18 protein-coding genes and 1 pseudogene are annotated in these 18,277 nt (G+C 73.4%); 8 read left to right on the top strand and 11 right to left on the bottom strand.

The features are described 5' to 3' along the window. Positions 1-73: 73 nt before the first annotated feature. Positions 74-277, top strand: a complete 204-nt coding sequence (locus ACWD01_RS10955) for a hypothetical protein (RefSeq protein ID WP_451160338.1) — start codon at positions 74-76, stop codon at positions 275-277. On the opposite strand, the gene dapA is transcribed toward ACWD01_RS10955, so the two are convergent. Further along, positions 262-1,182 (bottom strand): 4-hydroxy-tetrahydrodipicolinate synthase, encoded by a 921-nt coding sequence (gene dapA / locus ACWD01_RS10950; protein WP_451160336.1) that lies wholly within the window; start codon positions 1,180-1,182, stop codon positions 262-264. The two genes, ACWD01_RS10955 and dapA, sit on opposite strands and share 16 nt — an antisense overlap. Positions 1,183-1,311: 129 nt before the next feature. On the opposite strand from dapA, the gene ACWD01_RS10945 reads away from it, so the two are divergent. After that, a complete protein-coding gene (locus ACWD01_RS10945; protein ID WP_451160334.1) occupies positions 1,312-1,971 on the top strand; it encodes a DUF4232 domain-containing protein in 660 nt (219 codons plus the stop codon). 25 nt (positions 1,972-1,996) lie between these two features. Here the strand turns inward: ACWD01_RS10945 and ACWD01_RS10940 are convergent, their stop codons facing one another. Then, positions 1,997-3,862 (bottom strand): endonuclease/exonuclease/phosphatase family protein, encoded by a 1,866-nt coding sequence (locus tag ACWD01_RS10940; RefSeq protein WP_451160332.1) that lies wholly within the window; start codon positions 3,860-3,862, stop codon positions 1,997-1,999. A 276-nt stretch (positions 3,863-4,138) separates the two neighbouring features. On the opposite strand from ACWD01_RS10940, the gene ACWD01_RS10935 reads away from it, so the two are divergent. Continuing rightward, on the top strand, positions 4,139-5,566 hold the full coding sequence (locus tag ACWD01_RS10935) for a hypothetical protein (protein WP_451160330.1): 1,428 nt from the start codon (positions 4,139-4,141) through the stop codon (positions 5,564-5,566). A gap of 346 nt (positions 5,567-5,912) precedes the next feature. On the opposite strand, the gene ACWD01_RS10930 is transcribed toward ACWD01_RS10935, so the two are convergent. Further along, entirely contained in the window at positions 5,913-6,680 is a 768-nt protein-coding gene (locus tag ACWD01_RS10930) for an SDR family NAD(P)-dependent oxidoreductase (RefSeq protein WP_451160328.1), read from the bottom strand. A gap of 110 nt (positions 6,681-6,790) precedes the next feature. Between ACWD01_RS10930 and ACWD01_RS10925 the strand changes: the two genes are divergently transcribed. Both ACWD01_RS10925 and ACWD01_RS10920 read left to right on the top strand, forming a co-directional pair. Next, a complete protein-coding gene (locus ACWD01_RS10925; protein WP_451160326.1) occupies positions 6,791-8,239 on the top strand; it encodes an alkaline phosphatase PhoX in 1,449 nt (482 codons plus the stop codon). 63 nt (positions 8,240-8,302) lie between these two features. Continuing rightward, positions 8,303-8,533: a hypothetical protein gene (locus ACWD01_RS10920; RefSeq protein ID WP_264242674.1), complete on the top strand. Its 231-nt coding sequence runs from the start codon at positions 8,303-8,305 to the stop codon at positions 8,531-8,533. A gap of 75 nt (positions 8,534-8,608) precedes the next feature. Here the strand turns inward: ACWD01_RS10920 and ACWD01_RS10915 are convergent, their stop codons facing one another. Next, positions 8,609-9,838 carry a TerD family protein gene (locus tag ACWD01_RS10915; RefSeq protein ID WP_451160323.1) on the bottom strand — a complete coding sequence of 410 codons (1,230 nt, stop codon included), beginning with the start codon at positions 9,836-9,838 and terminating at the stop codon, positions 8,609-8,611. 176 nt (positions 9,839-10,014) lie between these two features. Further along, positions 10,015-10,839, bottom strand: a complete 825-nt coding sequence (locus ACWD01_RS10910; RefSeq protein WP_451160321.1) for an NAD-dependent epimerase/dehydratase family protein — start codon at positions 10,837-10,839, stop codon at positions 10,015-10,017. Between the two features lie 240 nt (positions 10,840-11,079). On the opposite strand from ACWD01_RS10910, the gene ACWD01_RS10905 reads away from it, so the two are divergent. Next, on the top strand, positions 11,080-12,024 hold the full coding sequence (locus ACWD01_RS10905) for a 5-dehydro-4-deoxyglucarate dehydratase (RefSeq protein WP_451160319.1): 945 nt from the start codon (positions 11,080-11,082) through the stop codon (positions 12,022-12,024). After that, positions 12,021-13,163, top strand: a complete 1,143-nt coding sequence (locus tag ACWD01_RS10900; RefSeq protein WP_451160317.1) for a hypothetical protein — start codon at positions 12,021-12,023, stop codon at positions 13,161-13,163. The genes ACWD01_RS10905 and ACWD01_RS10900 overlap by 4 nt, the downstream gene beginning before the upstream one ends. Here the strand turns inward: ACWD01_RS10900 and ACWD01_RS10895 are convergent. The 6 genes from ACWD01_RS10895 to ACWD01_RS10870 form a co-directional block, all read right to left on the bottom strand. Beyond that, positions 13,103-13,561, bottom strand: a complete 459-nt coding sequence (locus ACWD01_RS10895) for a hypothetical protein (protein ID WP_451160315.1) — start codon at positions 13,559-13,561, stop codon at positions 13,103-13,105. The genes ACWD01_RS10900 and ACWD01_RS10895 overlap by 61 nt on opposite strands. A gap of 83 nt (positions 13,562-13,644) precedes the next feature. Further along, positions 13,645-14,301, bottom strand: a complete 657-nt coding sequence (locus ACWD01_RS10890; protein WP_451160313.1) for a response regulator — start codon at positions 14,299-14,301, stop codon at positions 13,645-13,647. After that, on the bottom strand, positions 14,298-15,557 hold the full coding sequence (locus tag ACWD01_RS10885; RefSeq protein ID WP_451160703.1) for a sensor histidine kinase: 1,260 nt from the start codon (positions 15,555-15,557) through the stop codon (positions 14,298-14,300). The genes ACWD01_RS10890 and ACWD01_RS10885 overlap by 4 nt, the downstream gene beginning before the upstream one ends. Before the next feature lie 2 nt (positions 15,558-15,559). Further along, on the bottom strand, positions 15,560-16,537 hold the full coding sequence (locus ACWD01_RS10880; protein WP_451160311.1) for a hypothetical protein: 978 nt from the start codon (positions 16,535-16,537) through the stop codon (positions 15,560-15,562). A 96-nt stretch (positions 16,538-16,633) separates the two neighbouring features. Then, positions 16,634-17,104, bottom strand: a complete 471-nt coding sequence (locus ACWD01_RS10875) for a GNAT family N-acetyltransferase (RefSeq protein WP_451160309.1) — start codon at positions 17,102-17,104, stop codon at positions 16,634-16,636. Between the two features lie 2 nt (positions 17,105-17,106). Next, entirely contained in the window at positions 17,107-17,877 is a 771-nt protein-coding gene (locus tag ACWD01_RS10870) for an IclR family transcriptional regulator (RefSeq protein WP_451160307.1), read from the bottom strand. A gap of 127 nt (positions 17,878-18,004) precedes the next feature. Here ACWD01_RS10870 and ACWD01_RS10865 point away from each other — a divergent pair. Further along, positions 18,005-18,277, top strand: a pseudogene (locus tag ACWD01_RS10865) (aldehyde dehydrogenase (NADP(+))); the annotation flags it as partial.

The following is an 18,277-nucleotide window of genomic DNA, read 5'->3' as shown; positions in this document are numbered from 1 at the left end:
TCTGCGTAACCCCCGCCCGGGTCAGGGCGATAAGCAGGCCGGACGCAGGGTCACACCAAGGGGAGGAACCGACATGAGGACCAGGCTGACCGCTCTCGGTCTGTGCGCGCTGTTCGCGGCGGGGATGTCGCACGGCGCCGCGCACGCCGACGAGACGCACGCCGACGCGCACAACGGGCATCGCGTCACGCTGATCTCGACCGGGCAGATCGACGACCCGCTCGAGGACGTCCTGGAGCACGCCGCGATCCTCGGCAGCACCTACGTGCACGACTGAGGCGGCTCGCCGGGCCGGCCGCCGGTCAGCTCGGTGTACGCGCGCAGCAGCCCGTCGGTCGCCACGCGGCCGGCGGGCTGCAGCGGTTCGCGCACCGGCCCGGCCGGCAGGCCCAGCGCCGCGAGCAGCGCCTTCGCGGTCACCGTCCCCGGCAGACCGGACGCCATCATCAGCTCGGCGAGCGTCAGGGTCCGCTGGTTCAGTGCCGTCGCGCGGGCGTTGTCGCCCGCGTCGTACGCGTCCAGTGCCGCCCGCAGCTGCGGGCCCGCGACATTGGCCACGGTCGACACGAAGCCCGCGCCGCCCACCGCGTACAGCGGCAGGTTCAGCTCCTCGCAGCCCGAGTAGTAGGCCAGCGGGCTGCGTGCGATGACCTTCGAGCTGCCCAGCAGGTCGTACGCGCAGTCCTTCACGGCGACGATGCGCGGATGCTCCGAGAGCCGCAGCATCGTCTCCGGCTCGACGCGGGTGCCGGTGCGGCCCGGGATGTCGTACAGCATCAGCGGGACGCCGACCGAGTCGGCCACCTTGCGGAAGTGCGCCTCGACGGCGGCCTGCGGGGGCCGGCTGTAGTACGGGGTGACCACCAGCACGCCGTCCGCCCCCGCCGCTTCCGCGGCCCGCGCCAGCTCGACCGTGTGCCGGGTGTCCGGGGTGCCGACGCCCGCGACGACGGAGGCTCTGCCGCCGACCGCCCGCGCCACCGCCCGTACGAGCGCGGCCTTCTCCTCGTCCGAGGTGGTCGGCGACTCGCCGGTGGTACCGGAGAGCACCAGACCGTCGCAGCCGCCGTCGACGAGACGCGTCGCGAGCTCCTGGGCGCCGCCGAGATCGAGGGAACCGTCACCGGCGAAGGGCGTGACCATGGCGCACAGGGCGCGGCCGAAGGGAGGAGAGGAGGTCATGTTCGCAGTGTGAACGCCCGCAGGGTTCAGCTCCAGTTACATCTGCTTCATCCGTTTATGAAGCAGCGCTGACGGATCTGCCGGACTGGCATGATCGGTGCGGGGACGGGGCGACCGGGAGGGACCGGCATGGCGGGAACGATACGGCGGACGGCGGCTGCGGCGGTGGCCGTACTGATGGCGGCCGGGGCGCTGAGCGGCTGCGGCAGCGACGGCAGCGACGGCAGCGGCGGAGCCGAGGGGGCCGCGGCGAAGGGCCGTGAGTACGGGGTGCAGCCCGAGGAACTGGACCCGTCGGGCTTCGCCCGGTACGGCGAGCCGTCGGCGGAACCGGCACCGGGGCCGACGGCGGCCACGCCCACCGCGTGCCCGGACTCCGGAGCCGCCGTGAGCACCGGCGTGGTGGACGCGGCCATGGGGCGGCGGGCCGTCGTGGTCGAGCTGGTGAACTGCGGCGCCGAGCCCTACCGGGTCGACGGCTACCCCGGCATCGCCGCCCTGGACAAGGACCGCGATCCGCTGCGGCTGACCATCACCCACGACCACCCGTACACCGACGCAGGGCGTGACCAGGGGCCGAAGCCGCTGACCCTCGCGCCGGGGGAGAGCGTGAAGTCGGTCCTCAACTGGAACAACCGGGTGACGTCCTTCGACGCCGTGACCGAAGGCGCCTATCTGGTGGTCACACCCAAGGAGGGGGAGTCCCCGCAGACCCTGCCGTTCCGGCTGGACATCGGCACGTCCGGGGAACTGGACGTCACCGCGTGGGCGCGGGACCTGCTGCACTGAGGGCCCCGCGCCCACGCTGACCGGACTACGGGCGGAAGCGCAGCACCTGGGGGTCGTGGTCGCTGTTCTGGTCCGCGAACTCCGCGTTGATGTGCACGCTGTCGTAGCTGAAGCGGCGGATCGACGGGCTGGTGAGGATCTGGTCCAGCACCTGGCTGTTGCCCTGGTAGACGTACGAGTAACGCTCCGACCGCGGCAGGGACTTGATGGCCGCGTGGAGGACGCCGCCGTCCGTGAGCGCCTGCGTCGTCCGCGAGAACTCGAAGTCGTTGATGTCACCCAGCACCAGCACGTCGGCCTTGCGGTCGACCGCCAGGAGGTCCTTGACGAACGCGTTCACCACCTGCGCCTGCTCGAGACGCTGCACCTCGGAGGAACGGTTCGGCGGCTGGTGGTGCGAGAGCAGCGACTCGTCGCCGCCCTTCGAACCGAAGTGGTTCGCGATCACGAAGACCGTACGGCCGCGGAAGGTGAACTCACCGGCCAGCGGCTTGCGGCTGTCCTCCCAGGCGCCGCTCGCCGGGTCGATACGGCCCGGGGACAGGGACAGGGCGGCCCCGCGCCCCTCCCGCACGACACCGGTCGCCGTCGTCGCGTCGCCGCCCGCGCGGTCGGTGAAGGAGACCCGCTCCGGGTTGAAGAGGAACACCTGGCGGATGTTGCCGCCGGGCTGGCCGCCGTCCTGGTTGTTCTGCGGGTCGATGCCGCGCCACTCGTACGCAGGGCCGCCCGCCGCGACGATCGCGTCCGCGAACTTCTTCAGCGTCCCCTCGGCCGACACGGTGCCGTCGTTCTTGGCGCCGGTGTCGTCCTGGATCTCCTCCAGGGCCAGGATGTCGGGCGAGGCCAGGTTCTCGACGACGCCCTTCGCCAGCGCATCGAACTTCGCCTGCGGGTCGGACGGGTCCAGGTTCTCCACGTTGTACGTGGCCACGGCCAGTTCGCCGTCCCGCTGCGGGCGGGTCCGCTCGCGCTCCAGGCCGCGGTCGAGGACCGTGCCGAGGCTGCGGGCCGTGATCGTGTAGCCGCCGTACTGGTTGAAGTCCATCGGGCCCTCGGTGACGCCCGTGAGCACGTCACCGACGTTCGCCTTCGGGAAGGGCTGCTGCGCGAGCGGGACCAGCGACTCGATCTTCAGCCGGCCGGTGTTCTGCGACTCGTACGAGCCGTAGACCGTGCCGCCGCGCCGGTTGTCGTTCTCCCACGGCTTGACCGTCACCCACAGGGCCGCGTACGGGTCGGTGGCGCCGACCACCCGCGAGGTGCCGACGCGGACGTTGGTGCCCTCGAGCGACTCGTAGTAGTCCAGGGCGTACGCGCGCGGGTTCAGCGGGAGGCCGTTGATGCTGCCGCCCGCCGCCGGGTCGCCCTCCGGGGCGTACGCAGAGGGCACCGACCAGGCGGAGACGGTGACCGGCTCGGGCACCTCGTTGCCGGACGAGACGACGGTGACCGTCGCCCGCGTGATCTCCGTCAGCGACTGGTTGCCGGAGGACGTGCCGCCGGGGACGTACTCCGTGACCGTGCCGGAGACGGTGACCCGGTCGCCGACCGCGACGGCCGGCGCCGAGCCGGTGTAGACGAAGACGCCCTCACTGGTGGCCGGGTCGCCGTCGGCCTCGGTGTCCTGGAACCAGAAACCGCGGGAGCCGTAGGTCCGCACGCCCGTGACAACGCCCGGCACATCGGCGACCTGACGGCCCACCAGCGGGGATATACGGGTGCTGCCCTGGATGTCGTGGATCCGCACCTGGGCGGCGGCCTCGGCCGCGGTGCCGCCGGCGGAGTCCGCCGCGGAGGCGCTCGCGGAGCCGGCGAGCAGTCCCGCGGCCAGCGCGGCGGCGACGACGGCGGCTACGGCGGTGGTTCTCGGTACGACGGAGGAAGGCATCAAGGTACTCCGGAGGTAAGGGACGAGGGGTTGTGGGCCCGGTCGAGAGGCCGACAGGTTCTACGCGCGTCAATCTCTTGGCTGCGCAGGGCACTTGTCAAGAGCCGAAGGGTGTACCGCGGTGGAAGCCCCGGTGAACCCGCGGGGCGCGCCGCAGGCCGTGCGGCCGTACCGGGCAGGCGCGGCGAAGCGGCACGAATTACGTCTACGCTGGGGCCCCGTCCAGTCACCCACAAGGCCGCCCGGAGCCGGTACGCCGCGGAGGAGACCCACCAGATGCCCGAAGACCGCCCCACCCTCCCACCGGTACGGCTGCACTCGGACGCGGAACTGGCGCGGGCCGCGCTGGCCACCCCGCTGCTGGCCCGTGCCGTCCGGCTCGCCCGCTGGGCGGACTCGCGGACGAGGGTCGGCGTCGGCGGCGAACTCGTCGACGAGCAACTGCAGGCGGCGGCGGAGGCCCTCGGTCTCGGCGGGGACGACGACGGCCCCGCCTGCGCGAGCGAGGCGTGGCGCGTCGCCGTCGACACCGGACTCGTGGACATCGAGGACGCCGGGTCCGAGGGGGGCGGCGTCGTCGCGGGCGTCAACCTCGCCCGCGTCACCGGCGGTTCGCCGCAGGACGTGCTCGGCCTGTGGCTGGACGCCCTGGACGTCGCCTTCGCCGACGCCATCGCGCCCATGCTCGACGACATCACCGACGTCATCGGCGACGACGGCGAGATCGACGTCGACGCACTCGACTGGGACCCCGAGGCGGAGGCCGCCTTCCTCGACGGCGTGCTCGGCAACCTCTACCTGCTGACCGTCGCCGAGGACGTCGCCGGCGAGGAGTCCGTCCCGCTGCCGGTGCTCGCCGCGTCGATGATCGTCCCCGAGGACATGGGCGAACCCACCGACGACGTCCTGGAGCAGGTCTCCGAGGCGATGATGCGCCTCGACGACCAGTTCCTGCTGCTGGAGTCCGTCGGGCTCGTCGAATACCGGCCCGTGGACGAGGCGTTGATGGCCGAGGACGGCGCCGGCCCCCTCGTCGACGAGGACGACGTCACCCGGTACGGCCTGGTCCGGCTCACCCCACTCGGGCTCTACGGCATCAGATCCCGGCTGCGGGACGCCGGAGTCGACGTGCCCGCGGTCGGCGACCTCGCGGACAAGGGCGCGGAGGTCCTGCTCGACGGGCTCGCCCGCTACCCCGAGATCTCCGCCCGCGCCGAGACCGAGCAGTGGCTCGCCCGGCGCGCGCCCGCCGACGCCGCCCGCGAACTCCTCGCCGCGGCGCGCGGCGACGACCCGGGCGCGCCGCTGCGCCGCCTCCACTGCCAGCAGGCGCTCGCCCTCGCCGGGCTCCCTGCGGAGCCCGCCGTGCGCGACGCCCTCGACGACCCGCAGCTCGGCGGCCTCGCCCGCGTCTGGCTCGCCGAACGGGGCGCGGCGGACGTGCCCGCGCCGCCCGAGTCGATGATCTTCTGGCTGGCCATCGACACGATCGCCGCGCAGCTCGCGGCGGGCGGCGAGGCCGCGGAGCTCCAGGACCTGGTGGAGGGGCTGGTCGGGCAGCACAGCGGGTTCTTCGACGCGGCGTGGCGGGTGGACCACCCGGCGACGGCGGACGTGCTGGAGGCGATGGGGCGGCTGCACCGGGACAAGACGGCGGCGAAGGAGGCGCGCAAGGCGGCCTTCAAGTCCCGCTCGGCTCGCTGACGCTCGCGCGTTCCGGGCGTGGCCCGGTCGGGGGGCGCGGCGCGCCCGGGCAGCCGGGGCGGGGCGCGGCGTGCCCCGGCGGGTGGCTTGGCGCATGTCCGGTCGGCGGACGCGGCGTGGCCCCGGGGCGGGCGCGCTGCGCCGGTGGGTGGTGCGGGGGTCGGGGCCTCCGGAGCGGGGATCCCGGACATCCCCTGGAGCGGCACCCGGACGCAAGCGCACAGGACCGGGCCACGCCCGGACGCGCGGCACCCGGACGCCGGACGACACGGACCGGGCCACGCCCGGACGCCAGCACGGCTACCGGGCCAGGTCCGGCGCGTAACCCGGACGCGACGCGCGAGCGCTACGTGCGGAGGTGGGACGCGCCGTTGAGGTCCAGGATCGTGCCCGAGGACCACTGCGCCTCCGGGGACGACAGCCACAGGACCGCCGACGCGATCTCGTCCGCCGAGGCGACCCGGCCGAAGGGGCTCTGAGCGCGGATCGCGTCGCCCTCGGGGCCGGTCAGGCGGTCGGCGACGCGTTCGGTGTCGAAGAAGCCGGGGGCGACCGAGGCGACGCCGATGCCGTAGGGCGCGAGGGACACCGCCAGGGACTGGCCCAGCGCGTGGACGGCCGCCTTCGTCGCGCCGTACGCCGGGTGGTCGGGCTCGCCGCGGAACGCCCCGCGGGAGCCGATGTTGACGATGCGGCCACCCGTCCCGTCCGCGATCATGCGCCGCGCGGCGAGGTGGCTGAGATGCGCCGTGGCGAGCAGGTTCACGCAGACGTGCCGCTGCCAGATCTCGGCCCATTCGTCGTACGGCGTGTCCGCGAGCGGGTGCCGGACGTTGACGGCCGCGTTGTTGACGAGGACGTCGATGCCGCCGAGGCCGGCGAAGGCCCGGTCGGCGACGTCGGCCGCCCCCGGCGCGTCGGACAGGTCGCCGCCGACCAGGACGTGGCCCGGACCGGGCAGCGCGTCGAGGGTGCGGCGGGCGTCGTCCTCACGGGCGCCGTAGTGGACGGCGACGCGGTCGCCGTTCGCGGCGAAGGCGTGGGCGACGGCGCGGCCGAGTCCCCGGGACGCTCCGCTGATCAGGACGCGGCGTCCGGTGCTGGGCAGATTCATGACGGCGAAGGCCTCTTCCGATGTCGTACGGCGTTCAAGTGCCGTTTATACGCGGGCACGAGGGTGTGGCACACATCCGCCCGCCCGGACGCGCCCTCCAGGAGACCTCGATGTCGCTGACCCGCAGGGATTTCACCAAGCAGTCCGCCCTGACCGGCGCGGGCGTGGCCCTCACCGGGGCCGCCGGCGCGCTCGCCACGGCACCGGGCGCCCTCGCGGCGGCGGAGGCCGCGACGGCCGAGGGCGAGGCGGAGGGGCAGCGAGGGCCCGGCTACGGCCCGCTGGTCTCCGACCCCGAGGGCCTGCTCGCGCTGCCGGCCGGGTTCTCGTACCGCGTGCTGACCCGCTCCGGCGCCACCCGGCTGGAGTCGGGCGAGTTCACCCCCGGCAAGCACGACGGCACGGCGGCGTTCGAGGGCCCGCGCGGTGTGACGCTGCTCGTGGTCAACCACGAGCTCAAGGGCGCGCGCGCCGACGTGGCGCACCCGGTGCCGCTCACCGAGGGCCTGGTCTACGACCCGGCCGCGCCCGGCGGCTGCACCGTCGTGGAGAGCCACCGCGACGGCCAGGTCGCGCAGTGGGTCGGCGTCGCCGGCACCGTGCAGAACTGCGCGGGCGGCTCGACCCCCTGGGGGACCTGGCTCACCTGCGAGGAGACCGAGGACCGGGCCGGCAAGAACGGGCTGCTCCACGACCACGGCTACGTCTTCGAGGTCGACCCGTACGACTGCCGGGCCAACCGCGACCCCCGGCCGGTCAAGGCGTTCGGCCGGTTCGCGCACGAGGCGGTCGTCGTCGACCCGAAGCGCGGCCACCTGTACCTCACGGAGGACGCCGACACCCCGAACGGCCTGCTCTACCGCTGGGCGCCGCCGCGCGGCTTCGAGCACGGCCGCGGCCGGCTGCGCACCCTCGCCGACGACGCGGGCGTGCTGCAGGCCGCCACGTGCTACGACTCCGGCGGCCGGTTCGTCGACGACCTGGCACGCGCCAGGAAGATCGGCACGGTGTACGGGGTGGACTGGACCGAGGTCCCGGACCGTGACGCGCGGCGGACGTCCGTGCGCAAGCAGTTCAGGGACGGCCAGGTCACCCGCGGCCGCAAGCTCGAAGGCATGTGGTGGGGCGACGGCGGCGCCTACATCGTCTCCTCGTACGCCCGCGAGGAGAGCCCCGAGCAGCACGACGGCCAGGTCTGGTTCTACGACCCGCGCCGCCGGACGCTGACGCTCAAGGTGCTGCTCGGGGCGGACCGGGAGCCCTCGCAGGGCGGCGCCTACGACGGCCCGGATAACATCACCGTCTCGCCGTACGGGGGCCTGATCATCGCCGAGGACGGCGAGGGTGCGCAGCATCTGTTCGGCGCCTCGGACAGCGGCCGTACGTACCCGATCGCCCGTAACGAACTCAACGTGGGGACCGACGAGGACCCCGACTACAGCGAGTTCGCCGGCGTCGTCTTCTCGCCCGACGGCCGCACCCTGTACGTCAGCATCCAGACACCGGGCGTCATGTTCGCGATCACCGGACCGTGGCGGCGGCACGGGAACCGGCAGTGACGGAACCACTGCGAAGCATCAGGGCGTGGCGTGGTGCGGGGCCGGGGGCGCATACTGAAGGCAATGACAAAGTCAGCCGGTTCCCGGCGCCACCTGCCGTCCAGCCCCTTCAACCGTCCGTCCCTGGAAGAGCCGCCGATCGAGTGTTATGAAGCGGGCGACAGGGTGTCCCACGACCAGTTCGGTCTCGGGAGAGTCCTCGCTGTGGAGGGAGACAACGCCGCCGTGCTTGTCGACTTCTCCGGCAGGCAGGGCCGCATCCTCAGCCCGTTCTCCAAACTGGCCAAACTCTGAGCACGTCCCGATTGAACAGTCCCTCCGCCGGGGGCGCCCGCCACACACCGTGACGGGCGCCTCCGGCGGACCTTTTCAGAGCGCCTGCGCGGCGGGCTTGACCATGCCGCGGACGGTGCGCGACTTCACGAAGTCGCCCATCGCGGTCATCTCCCACTCACCGGAGAACTGCTTGATCAGCTTGGCCATCATCACGCCGGTCTGCGGCTCGGCGCCGGTCAGGTCGAAGCGGACCAGCTCCTCGCCGGTGGTGGCGTCGATCAGCCGGCAGTAGGCCTTGGCGACCTCGGTGAACTTCTGGCCGGAGAAGGAGTTGACCGTGAAGACGAGGCCCGTCGCGTCCGCCGGCAGCCGGCCGAGGTCCACGACGATGACCTCGTCGTCGCCCGCGCCCTCACCGGTGAGATTGTCGCCGGAGTGCTTGATCGAGCCGCCCAGGATGGTGAGCTTGCCGAAGTAGCAGCTGTCCAGGTGGTTGCGGTTCGGGCCGTAGGCGATGACGGACGCGTCGAGGTCGATGTCCTTGCCGCGGAAGGCGGGCTCCCAGCCGAGGCCCATCTTCACCTGGGAGAGCAGTGGACGGCCGCCCTTGACCAGGGACACCGTCTGGTTCTTCTGCAGGCTCACCCGGCCCTTGTCCAGGTTGATCTTGCCGGTGGCGGCCGGGGGAGCGGCGGGGGCCGCCGGAGGCGCGGCGGGCGGCGGCGGGGCGGCCGCCGTCCGCGGGTCCACGGGCGGCGCGGCGGTGACGGGCGGCGCGGCGGCGACGGGAGGGGCCGCCGGGGCCGGGGCGGCCGCGGGCTCCTCGTCGACGGAGACGCCGAAGTCCGTGGCGATGCCCGCCAGGCCGTTCGCGTAGCCCTGGCCGACGGCGCGGGCCTTCCACGCGCCGTTGCGCAGATAGACCTCGACGACGACCAGCGCGGTCTCCGAGCCGAGCTGCGGCGGGGTGAAGCTGGCGATCGCGCTGCCGTCGTCGCTGTTGCGGATGGTGGCGGTGGGCTCGATGCCCTGGAACGTCCGGCCCGCCGCGTCCGGGCTGGCCGTCACGACGATCCGCTCGATACCGGGGGGCACGGCCGCGGTGTCGATCAGGATCGCGTCGGGCGCCGTGCCGCCGCCTGAGCGGTAGGTGACACCGGGGCCCTGGGGCTGGTTGTAGAAGATGAAGTCGTCGTCGGAGCGCACCTTGCCGTCGGCGGTGAGCAGCAGGCCCGATACGTCGAGCCGCACCGGAGCGGCGACGTCCACCGCCACGCGAGCGGTGGCCAGAGGGATGTTCGAGCCGGGGGTCATAGCTGTCATGACTGGGGTAACGAGCGAGTCCGCTTTACCGTTCCCTTACTGTTGGCGCCTCTTACGAGGATCTTGCGGGATGATTTCGCGCCAGACGCCAGACGCCAGACGCCAGACGCCAGACGCCAGACGCCAGACGCCAAGGCGCGCGGTGACCGTGCCGTCACCGCGCCGCGTACGGTACGTCAGCGCGGCCACCGCGGCGGGTCGGTGGTGAAGTGCCCCCCGAGGTGGGCGTGGGCCGGGTTCTCCGGGTCGAGTTCGCCGTGCTCCGCGACGAGCTTCGCCGCGTACTGCTCGGAGTCGTCCTGCGGTTCGTAGCCGAGCGCCCGCGCGCTGGTGAGGTCCCACCACAGCCGGGTGTTGGCCGACGAGCCGTAGACGACGGAGTGGCCGACGTCCTCGGCGGTGAGAGCCGCGTGGAAGAGACGGGCGGCGTCGCCGGGGCTCATCCAGACGGAGAGCATCCGTACCGAGGTGGGCTCCGGGAAGCAGGAGCCGATCCGCACGGAGACGGTCTCCAGGCCGTGCCGGTCCCAGTACAGCTGCGCCAGGTCCTCGCCGAAGCACTTGGACAGACCGTAGAAGGTGTCGGGCCGGTGGCGGGTCTCGACCGGGATGAGCTCCTCGGGGGCGAAGGGCGCTTCCCCGTCCGGGCGCGGGACGTAGCCGACGGCGTGGTTGCTGGAGGCGAAGACCACGCGCCGTACGCCCTCCTCGCGCACCGCCTCGTACAGGTTGTACGTCCCCTCGATGTTGGCGCGCAGGATCTTGTCGAACGACGCCTCCAGGGAGATGCCCGCGAGGTGGATGACCGCGTCCACGCCCCGTACGGCCTCGCGCAGGGCTGCCCGGTCGGCGAGGTCGGCGGTGATCGCGTCCGGCTCGCCCTCGACGGGGACGGCGTCGAGGAGCCGGAGCTCGTAGCCGTACGCGGGCAGCAGGCCGCGCATCAGGGTGCCGAGTCCGCCGGCTGCGCCGGTGAGCAGGACGGTACGGGCAGCGGGCATGGGCGGATCTCCTTGAGCAGCTCAAGTCCATGGACTGGATTCACATACATGGACAAGCTAAAGAGCGGCCCCGCCGTCGTCAAGTGTCGCGTGGATCGGCCCTGTCCGAGTCTCGAATGCGGGTTTCCGTCTTGACCCGCGCGACGCGGCTGTCATAGCGTGAACGATGTTCAGAGGTATGGACAACAATCATAATTGTGCACGGGCTTCGGAGCCCGGAGCACGGCCCAGGGAGCACCCGTGACCTCAGATCCGCTCGCAGCCCGGCTCACCCGGGTCCATGGACCGCTGTTCTTCCCCGTCACCGCGTACGGACCGGACGGCGCCCTCGACCTCGGAGCCTTCCGCGCGCATGTGAGGCGGGGCGTCGACGCCGGCGCGGCCGCCGTCTTCGCCTGCTGCGGGACGGGGGAGTTCCACGCCCTGACCGCCGGGGAGTTCCGCGACTGCGTCGCCGCCGCAGTCGAGGAGACGGCCGGCCGGGTGCCCGTCCTCGCGGGCGCCGGCTACGGCACCGCGCTCGCGGAGCAGTACGCGAGGGATGCCGAGCGGGCCGGTGCGGACGGACTGCTCGCCATGCCGCCCTACCTCGTCACCGCCGACCAGGCCGGCCTGCTGCGCCACTACACCCGCCTCGCCGCGGCGACGTCGCTCGACGTCATCGTCTACCAGCGCGACAACGCGGTCTTCTCCCCCCGTACGGTCGTCGAACTCGCCAAGGTCCCGCGGATTATCGGCCTCAAGGACGGCCTCGGCGACCTCGACCTCATGCAGCGGATCGTCAGCGCCGTGCGCCAGGAGCTCCCCGAGCGCGACTTCCTCTACTTCAACGGGCTGCCCACCGCAGAGCTCACCGGGCCCGCCTACCGCGGCATCGGCATCACCCTGTACTCCTCCGCCGCCTTCGCCTTCGCCCCGGACATCGCCCTCGCCTTCCACCGGGCGCTCGGCTCCGGCGACGACAAGACGGTGAACCGCCTCCTCGACGGCTTCTTCGTGCCGCTCGTCGAACTGCGCAACGAAGGGCGCGGATACGCCGTGTCGCTCGTCAAGGCCGGCGTACGGCTCGAAGGGCTGGACGTCGGCCCGGTGCGGCCCCCGCTGACCGAACCGGCCGGCCGGCACGTCGAGGCCCTCGCCGCGCTGATCGCGCAGGGCAGGGCGCTGCTGAGGGAGGGCGAGTGAAGACCGCCGCCTTCCTGTACCCGTGGGACGTCGTGGGCGACCCGGCCGCGGCCGCCCGGATCGCGGACCTCGGCGTCCGGCAGGTCACCCTCGCCTCCGCCTACCACTCCACCCGCGCCCTGACGCCGCGCCACCCCCACCACCGGATCGTCACCGCCGAGTACGCGTCGGTGCTCTACCCGCCCGGCGAGGCGCGCTGGGCCGGGCGCGAGCTGCGGCCGTACGCGGCGGGACAGTGGGCGCCGGGCGACGCGTACGGCGAGGCGGCGGCCGTGCTGGAGGCCGCCGGGCTCGACGTCCACAGCTGGGTGGTGCTGGCGCACAACTCCCGTATGGGCGCCGAACATCCGGCCACCTCCGCCGTCAACGCCTACGGCGACCGCTACCCCTGGGCGCCCTGCATCGCACAGCCCGCGGTGCGCGAGTACCTGGTGTCACTGGCGGCGGAGGCGGCGGTCCGGCCGGGGGCGCGGGGCACCGAGCTGGAGTCCTGCGGCTGGTACGGGGCGGCCCATCTGCACGCCCACGACAAGATCGCGGGCGTCGCTCTCGACGACGCGGCGCAGTACCTGATGTCGCTCTGCTTCTGCCCGTCCTGCCGGGACGGGTACGGGAGCCTGGGCCTGGACCCCGGGCAGCTCGCGGCGTCGGTGCGCGACGCGCTGGAGCCGGTCTGGCACGGGCACGGCGCGCCGGTGCGGCCGCTCGAGGAGCAGTTGGCGGAGACGGTACGGGAGTTCCGTACGCGCACGGCGCGCACGTTCCAGGAGGACGCGGTCGCGGCGGTGCGGGCCGCGGCTCCGGAAGGCTTCCAGGTCCTGCTGCACGCGGACCCGGAGGCCCACCACTGCGGCGCGAACGCCGGCGTGGACCCGGCGCACATCCTGGCGGTCGCCGACGGCGTCGTCGTGCCGTGCACCCGGGGGCCGCAGCTGCTGGAGCCGTTCGCGGCGCACGCGACGGAACGGACGGTGCTCGCCGCGAACTTCACGGTCGTGACCGGCATGGGCGGCGCGCCCGGCGCCCTCGCGGCGTCCGCCGCGAAGGCCGCCTCCCTCGGCGCGACGGAGCTGCGCCTCTACCACGCGGGCCTGGCCTCCGACGCGGACCTGGCACTACTGGGATCCGCCCTGTCGTAACCGCGGGCCCGCCATACCCGGTCGCCCGGCAGGGGGCCGCGTTCCGCCTCCGTGGGGGCGGGCGCGGCAGTCCTGCCCGCCCCGAGCACCAGCGCGGAGGCCACGCCCACGGCGCCGACCACCGCCGGCAGCACCCGCACGTCCGCCACCGCCACCAGGCCCGCGCCGACCGCCGGCGCCACCGCGTTCGGTACGAACAGCAGCGCGCTGGCGGTCGCCGCCGTACGGCCCACCCACGCGGCCGGCGCCTCCCGCTGCACCGCCGTCATCGCCGTGATCACCACACATGGCAGCCCCAGCCCGATCGCCCCGCTGCACACGAGCGCCACCGCGTCGTACGGCAGCCCCCGCAGCGCCGCCCCGGTCGCGAGCACCGCGATGCCGGCCGCCGCGAACACCCGTTCCGGCAGCCGGCGCAGCAGCGGCCCGCCGGCAGCCCGCGCAGTGCGGGAGTTGGCCTGTTTCAGCGCGTACGGTCCGGTCAGCGGGGCGAGACGAAGCCCGACTCGTACGCCGCGATCACCGCCTGGGTGCGGTCCCGGGCGCCGATCTTGGCGAGGACCGCCGCGACGTGGGTCTTGGTCGTTGCCGGGCCCACGCCCATCCGGCCCGCGATCTCCGCGTTCGTCAGCCCGGTGGCCATCAGCCGCAGTACTTCGCCCTCCCGCTCGGTCAGCCGCGCCGCCCAGCGCGGCGCGGCCGCGGGCCGGCTGCGGCCGTACGCGGCGGCGAGCGCGCGCACGGCCGACGGGAACAGCAGCGAGTCGCTGCGTGCGACCAGCCGTACCGCCTGCACCAGTTCCTGCGCCGCGGCCCGCTTCAGCAGGAAGCCGGCCGCCCCGGCGCACAGCGCGTCGTACACGTAGGAGTCGTTCTCGAACGTCGTCACGACGACGATCCGCGGCGGCTCGTCCATGGTGGCGAGAATCTGCTCCGTGGCCCGGATGCCGTCGACCTCCGGCATCCGGACGTCCATCAGCACCACGTCCGGGCGCGTCTCGCGCACCACGGAGACCGCCTCCGCGCCCGTCGCCGCCTCGCCGACGACCTCCAGGTCGGGCTCGGCGTCCAGGATCACGCGCAGCGCGGTGCGGACCATGCGCTCGTCGTCGGCGACGGCGATCCGGACCGTGCTCATCGGCGCCCCTTGAGCGGCAGCGTGGCGGACAGCCGCCAAGCCCCCTCGTGCGGCCCGGCCTCCGAACGGCCGCCGAGCAGCACGGCCCGCTCGGCGATGCCGTGCAGCCCGCGGCCGCCTCCGGGGCGCACCACCGGGGCGCGCTCGGGCAGCGGGTTCTCCATCCTGATCTCCAACTCGTCGTCGCCTGTGGTGATCCACAGTGTCACCGGCGAAGTCCCCGCATGGCGAAGGGCGTTGCTCAGTCCCTCCTGCACGATCCGGTACGCCTCGCGGGAGACCGGCGCCGCCACGGCCGCGAGCGCACCACGGGTGTGCAGCGACACCGGGACGCCGCTGCGGGACAGCAGCCCGTCCAGCCCCCGGAGCGTCGGCCCGCCGGGCCGCTCCCCGCCGTCGCCGTCCTGACGGAGCAGACCCAGCACGGCGTCCAGTTCGCCCACCGTGCGCCGGGTGGTCTCCTCGATCGCGGCCAGCGCCTCGCGTACGAACTCCACGTCCCCGGCCCGGTCGCTGTCCAGGACCCTGCGGGCCGCGCCCGCCTGGAGGGCGACGGCGGACAGCGCGTGGCCCACCGAGTCGTGCAGCTCGCGGGCGAGGCGGTTGCGCTCCGCCAGCTCCGTCGCCCGGCGCTCCGCCGCGGCGAGCCGGTCGGCGGGGGTGGGCCCCAGCAGCATCTGCGCCTGGCGGGCCAGCAGCGCCCCCGCGGCGGCGGACACGGCCGCGAGCGCCAGCAGCAGCCCGGTCCCCGTGAGCGGCGCCAGCACCGAGAACCAGACGGACGGCTCGAGCCGCAGATACTCCCGTACCCCCGGGAGGACGGGCGCGGCGATCAGCGCGACGGCGAACGGCGGCAGTGCGAGGGACACGCCGCTGACCAGTGCCCCGACCCCCATGTGCAGGGTGCACCAGCCCGCGGTGCGCACCCGTTCGGCCCGGGTCCGGGCAGGTCCGTCCGCGAGCCGCTCACCGGGCACCCCACACAGCGCGCGGGCGACGCCCACCGACAGCGGCCTGGCCGTCGGGAACAGGCCGGCGACTGCCGAGAGCGGCAGAGCGATGCCGTACGCACCGAAGATGAGCACCGGCGAGAGCGGCCACATCTCCTGCTCGCCCACCATCGGCCCCAGGGACACCACGCCGACCAGCCAGAACGGCATCAACAACGCGCCGCCGAGCACCAGATGCACCCAGCGCAACCGCGCCCGCCGGCCGTACAGCGCCCGGCCGGCGGTCCGCAGGCCCAGTGCGGACATCGTCACGCGCCGCGCCTGCGCAGCAAGGCGGCCACGGCGCAGCTCAGCAGCAGACCGGAGATCATTTCCCCAGCGTAGGTGAGCGTCAGCAGCGCGGAGGGGCCCTTCGCGCCCTCGGACTCGGGCAGGAGCGAGGCGAGCAGCATCCACCCGCCCCAGGCGCCCATCGAGCTCGCCCCGATCCAGGCCGCCGTCAGCGTCGGCCGCAGGGAGAGGGACGGCAGGAGCCGCAGGGCGAGGAGCAGTACGCCGGTGACCGCGACGGCGACGAAGGCGATCCGGGAGAGCTCCAGCAGATAGAAGTCCGTGGTGCGCTGCGCGATCCGGTCGGCCGGGAGCGCGGCCGTCGAGCCGGTCAGCCACAGCGTGTGCATGGCGGCGGGGAAGAGCACGAGCAGCGAGCCCGCGACGGCGGTCGCCCGCATGAAGGGGCCCGTCGCGCGGGACGGCAGGTCCCACACCTGGCCCCGCAGCAGATGACCCCAGCGGTCCTTGGCGTAGAGCACGAAGAGCGTGCCGAGGGCGATGCCCTGGAGGATGAAGCCGCCGTAGACGACGTTGAACACCCAGCCGTCGAGGAACGGTTCATCCGCCGCGTCCTGCATCTTGGAGCCGCCGAGGGCGACGCCGATCAGCTGCAGTGGGAAGCCGACCATGATCGGCGCGAGCAGCCCGGTCGCCGCCCACATCGGCACGGCCAGCAGCCAGGCCGGCACCCGCTGCCCCCACGGCCGGGTGAGCAGCAGCGCCAGCACGATGACGGCCGCGTCCATCAGCACGGTGACGCTGTTGGCGACGGCCATCAGCACGCGGTGATCCAGCAGGGGGCTGCCGTCGGGGATGCCGACGCGGCTGCCCGCGATCCACGTGATCTTCAGCGCGAGGTACGGCGCACAGGCCACGATCGCGACGGCGCGCAGCGCGGACCTGACGGGACGGGGCTGCGGGGTGAGGCCGGTCTCGGCGGTGCTCGTTGTCATGCCCCCACCCTGCCGCCCCACCGGGCGGCCGCACGTCCTGCCCGGCGACGATCCCCCTCCGCCACGCGGGGGAGCGGCCATGACCCACTGGGAGGGTCACGCCCGCAGGGTCAGCAGGACCTCGTCCGTCTCCTCGCCCCGCGCGTCGGCGAACCCCCGGTCCCGTCCCGTCACCACGAACCCGCACTTCTCCAGCACCCGGATCGACCCCGCGTTGTCCGCCGCCGCGCGGGCGCGCAGCGGGCGCACCGGCACCGCGTCGAGCAGGGCGCGCAGCGCCAGCGTCGCGATGCCGCGCCCCCAGTGCGCGCGGTCGACGACGTACGTCACCTCCCGCTCCTCCGGCGGCCCGTACACGGCGGCGTGGCCGACCACGGAGCCGTCGGCGACCACCGTCCGTATCACCGCGTCCGACGCGCGGATCCGTGCCCAGTGCGCGTCGAACGCGGCACGGTCGGAGGGGTCCTCGCTGGTGAAGGCGGCCATCCGGGTGGACTCGGGGTCGCTCATGTGCCGGAAGAAGAGCGGCAGGTCGCTGTCCCGGACCTCGCGCAGTACGACGTTCACGCTCAGAGCCTCCGGGTGGCGAGGGTGAGACGGTCGCGGGCGTCGAACAGCGCGTCCTTGATCATCTGCTCGTGCGCCGGCGTGAGCCGGGCCACCGGCACCGAGCAGCTGATCGCGTCGCGCGCCGGGGTCCGATAGGGGATGGCGATGCCGAAGCAGCGCAGCCCGAGGGTGTTCTCCTCACGGTCGACGGCGTAGCCCTGCTCGCGGATGAGGCGCAGCTCCTCGATGAGCTTCTCGCGGTCCGTGATGGTGTGCTCCGTCAGCGGCGAGAGCGTCTCCGGCAGCAGTTTGCGCACCTGCTCGTCGCTGTACGTGGCGAGCAGCGCCTTCCCCAGCGACGTGGAGTGCGCGGGCAGCCGCCGCCCGACCCGGGTGAAGGGGCGCAGATAGTGCTGCGACTGCCGGGTCGCCAGGTACACCACGTTCGTGCCGTCGAGCCGCGCGAGGTGGATGGTCTCCGTGGTGTCGTCGGAGAGCCGGTCCAGCGTGGGCCGCGCGGCGGCCACGACCTCGTCGCCGTCGATGTACGACGTCCCGACCAGCAGGGCGCGCACCCCGATGCCGTACCTCGTCCCGGTCGCGTCCGTCTCCACCCAGCCGAGCTCCACGAGGGTGCGCAGCAGCATGTAGAGGCTGGACTTGGGGTAACCGACGGCCTCCTGGACCGCGGAGAGCGAGTGCATGCCGGGCCGCCCGGCGAAGTACTCGAGCAACTCGACCGTCCGTACCGCGGACTTGACCTGTGCTCCACCGGAATCGGCGACTGACATTGCTCTACGCCCCTTCTTGACCGCGCGGAACGCCCGGAAATAGAGTCCCCAGCATTCACCACCAGGAACTGCGTTCAGAATACCGAACGAACCCGGTTGGGTGGCAGAGAACCGGAAGGAAGCCGCGATGGCAGCAGCACCAGTCTGGAGTGTCGACCCCCGAACCGGGAAGCAGCGCGAACAGGTTGCGGTGGAGGCCACAGCAGAAGAGGTCGACGCGGTGGTTCGGGCCGCCCACGAGGCCCGTGAGGCCCTGCGGGACCGGGTGGTGCGGGCGGCGTTTCTGCGGTCGGCGGCGGGGGGGTTGGAGTCGGCTCGGGAGGGTCTGGTCGAGGCGGCGGACGCGGAGACGGCGTTGGGGCCGGTGCGGTTGTCGGGTGAGCTGGCGCGGACGTGTTTC

It is taken from the genome of Streptomyces sp. NPDC002835 (assembly GCF_053591995.1).
The sequence above is the reverse complement of the archived record's forward strand: the minus strand, read 5'-3'. Positions and strand labels throughout refer to the sequence as shown.

Excerpts from the sequence above, each read along its gene's own strand:
- ACWD01_RS10955 (WP_451160338.1), top strand. The coding sequence starts at position 74 with ATGAGGACCAGGCTGACCGCTCTCGGTCTGTGCGCGCTGTTCGCGGCG.
- dapA (WP_451160336.1), bottom strand. The coding sequence starts at position 1,182 with ATGACCTCCTCTCCTCCCTTCGGCCGCGCCCTGTGCGCCATGGTCACG.
- ACWD01_RS10945 (WP_451160334.1), top strand. The coding sequence starts at position 1,312 with ATGGCGGGAACGATACGGCGGACGGCGGCTGCGGCGGTGGCCGTACTG.
- ACWD01_RS10940 (WP_451160332.1), bottom strand. The coding sequence starts at position 3,862 with ATGCCTTCCTCCGTCGTACCGAGAACCACCGCCGTAGCCGCCGTCGTC.
- ACWD01_RS10935 (WP_451160330.1), top strand. The coding sequence starts at position 4,139 with ATGCCCGAAGACCGCCCCACCCTCCCACCGGTACGGCTGCACTCGGAC.
- ACWD01_RS10930 (WP_451160328.1), bottom strand. The coding sequence starts at position 6,680 with ATGAATCTGCCCAGCACCGGACGCCGCGTCCTGATCAGCGGAGCGTCC.
- ACWD01_RS10925 (WP_451160326.1), top strand. The coding sequence starts at position 6,791 with ATGTCGCTGACCCGCAGGGATTTCACCAAGCAGTCCGCCCTGACCGGC.
- ACWD01_RS10920 (WP_264242674.1), top strand. The coding sequence starts at position 8,303 with ATGACAAAGTCAGCCGGTTCCCGGCGCCACCTGCCGTCCAGCCCCTTC.
- ACWD01_RS10915 (WP_451160323.1), bottom strand. The coding sequence starts at position 9,838 with ATGACAGCTATGACCCCCGGCTCGAACATCCCTCTGGCCACCGCTCGC.
- ACWD01_RS10910 (WP_451160321.1), bottom strand. The coding sequence starts at position 10,839 with ATGCCCGCTGCCCGTACCGTCCTGCTCACCGGCGCAGCCGGCGGACTC.
- ACWD01_RS10890 (WP_451160313.1), bottom strand. The coding sequence starts at position 14,301 with ATGAGCACGGTCCGGATCGCCGTCGCCGACGACGAGCGCATGGTCCGC.
- ACWD01_RS10885 (WP_451160703.1), bottom strand. The coding sequence starts at position 15,557 with ATGTCCGCACTGGGCCTGCGGACCGCCGGCCGGGCGCTGTACGGCCGG.
- ACWD01_RS10880 (WP_451160311.1), bottom strand. The coding sequence starts at position 16,537 with ATGACAACGAGCACCGCCGAGACCGGCCTCACCCCGCAGCCCCGTCCC.
- ACWD01_RS10870 (WP_451160307.1), bottom strand. The coding sequence starts at position 17,877 with ATGTCAGTCGCCGATTCCGGTGGAGCACAGGTCAAGTCCGCGGTACGG.